The sequence below is a fragment of the Atribacter sp. genome, assembly GCF_035418125.1.
GTDB lineage: Bacteria > Atribacterota > Atribacteria > Atribacterales > Atribacteraceae > Atribacter > Atribacter allofermentans.
This window is the reverse complement of the sequence record NZ_DAOLQM010000325.1, coordinates 1-2,045: the sequence shown is the minus strand read 5'-3', so window position 1 is coordinate 2,045 and position 2,045 is coordinate 1. Positions and strand designations below refer to the sequence as shown.

General features: G+C 39.9%; 3 protein-coding genes. All 3 read left to right on the top strand.

Going from position 1 to position 2,045, the window contains the following annotated elements; all coding sequences use genetic code 11:
- Positions 1 to 168 precede the first annotated feature (168 nt).
- Entirely contained in the window at positions 169 to 597 is a 429-nt protein-coding gene (locus tag PLK24_RS11055) for an OsmC family protein (RefSeq protein ID WP_324479115.1), read from the top strand.
- Between the two features lie 221 nt (positions 598 to 818).
- Complete coding sequence (locus PLK24_RS11050; protein WP_324479113.1) at positions 819 to 1,136, top strand: DUF763 domain-containing protein; 318 nt, start codon at positions 819 to 821, stop codon at positions 1,134 to 1,136.
- 25 nt (positions 1,137 to 1,161) lie between these two features.
- Positions 1,162 to 1,635: a DUF763 domain-containing protein gene (locus PLK24_RS11045; protein ID WP_324479117.1), complete on the top strand. Its 474-nt coding sequence runs from the start codon at positions 1,162 to 1,164 to the stop codon at positions 1,633 to 1,635.
- The last annotated feature ends 410 nt before the right edge of the window (positions 1,636 to 2,045 follow it).

Here is a 2,045-nt window from a genome sequence, read left to right as displayed (position 1 = left end):
TTACCACAAATAGATACCGCCGCTTTTACAAGGGTGGGTATCTATAAAATTATCTTTTGTGATTTTCTGATGAATAAAAATTAGAAATTCATTTGGGCTTCAAAGAGTGAAATAATCATCAGTTTTTAGTGTTTAACCTAATAAACCTAAAGTTAAGGAGTGATCGAAATGTTAAATAGAACAGCACAAGCAATCTGGGAAGGAAACCTTAAAAACGGGCATGGAACCATGGAATTCGGAGGAGGCGCTTTTAAAGGAAACTATTCTTTTACCTCTCGTTTTGAAAATGGCAAAGGTACCAATCCAGAAGAACTGATTGCAGCTGCCCATTCCGGATGTTTCGCCATGGCGTTATCCCATATGTTGGCTGAAGCCGGGTATACTCCTGAACGGGTTGCAGCTACAGCCAAAGTGAGCCTTGAAAAAGTTGATGATGGTTTCAAAATCACTGCCAGCCACCTCGATTGTATTGCCAAAATTCCAGGAATTAGCCAGGAGAAATTCATGGCTATTGCAGAGGAAGCTAAAAAGGGATGCCCTGTGAGTGTTTTACTCTCTAATATTCAAATCACTCTGGATGCTCGTCTCGAAAACTAATTATTAAATTATGATATAGGGAATATTGACCTCCTTACCTTCTCTCGTCAAGTAACAAGGAAGAAAAGAGGACAGGTTGCTCCTCGCAACCGGCTAGAGATTATAATTTCTAAAATAGCTTGGATTGTCTCTCTTACTTGACAAGAGAAGGTAAGGATGAAGGTATAATAGATACTGGTTCCAGTTTTTTTAGTTCAAGGATTTTGAAGGGAGAATAAATTTTGCGAACCGGAGTAGCTAATTTACCACTCCACTCAGGGAAAGCACCAGCTTGGTTATTTCAACGCATGGTAAAGCTTTCACGGGAAATCATCACTCTGATGGTATATGAATTCGGAACTCGTGAAACCTTAAAAAAATTTTCCGATCCTTATTGGTTTCAAGCCCTCGGATGTGTATTGGGCTTCGACTGGCACAGTTCAGGAGTCACAACTACTGTTTGCGGAGCCGTGAAAGAGGGACTACGAGGACTCCAATCGGAACTCAAATTAGTAGTAGCCGGAGGGAAAGGGGCTTCCTCACGCCGCTTTCTGTGCTAACCACCGGGGAAACATTCTCTTGAATATGGTTGCTGGCGATGCCGAGTCGAATCGTCATGCAGTTGCTCATCTTGCTAAGGAAAAACCGGAAAAGATTGAGGCTGAAGCCAAAAACATAATTGAATGTAATTTATCAAGTCGGCATCCAGTTTCTCTTGGAGACCTTAATCCTCGTTACTTTCATAAAATTCTTCTTAAAACTTACGAACGCCAACCAAAAAACTTCCAAAGTTTATTGGAAATTGAAGGTGTTGGACCCAAAACTATTCGTGCTTTGGCGCTCATCGCCGAACTCCTCTATGGAGCTCCTATTAGTACCCGTGATCCAGCGCGTTATAGCTTTGCTCATGGAGGGAAAGATGGTTATCCTTATCCTGTCGATCGACCCAATTATGATCGTTCCATAGAAATAATGAAGCGAGCAGTTGAGCAATCTCGTTTGGGAAATCAAGAAATCACCAATGCCATCAAGCGTCTTCAGCGTTTTTATCAATTCTAAACAAATTAAGGTTCAATTTTCTTCACTCTCCTATTTGGGACTTCTCGAAAATCATTTGGGTTTCAAGCTTATCAAAACAATCTAAAAGTCCTATTAAAAACCTTCTCTTTACTTTATAAAATAGAGTAGATAATTATGCTGCATTTGTAGCACCAGATGACAATGAAAATATAAACTCAAAAACCAATCTCCCTCTTTAGCAAAGGGGGTTAGGGTGATTTGAATTTATTGATAACCAATCGAATTCCAAACCATCTCCCTTTATTCAAAGGGAGAGGAATAAAAAAGATTGAACTCATGATATTGCCACATTGTGGCTCCTCACAATGACGAATTTATGATACTTCTCTCTTGACAGGAAGGCTCATACAAGGAAGTTTAAGCAATTTTCAGCACTCAACTCATTTAAT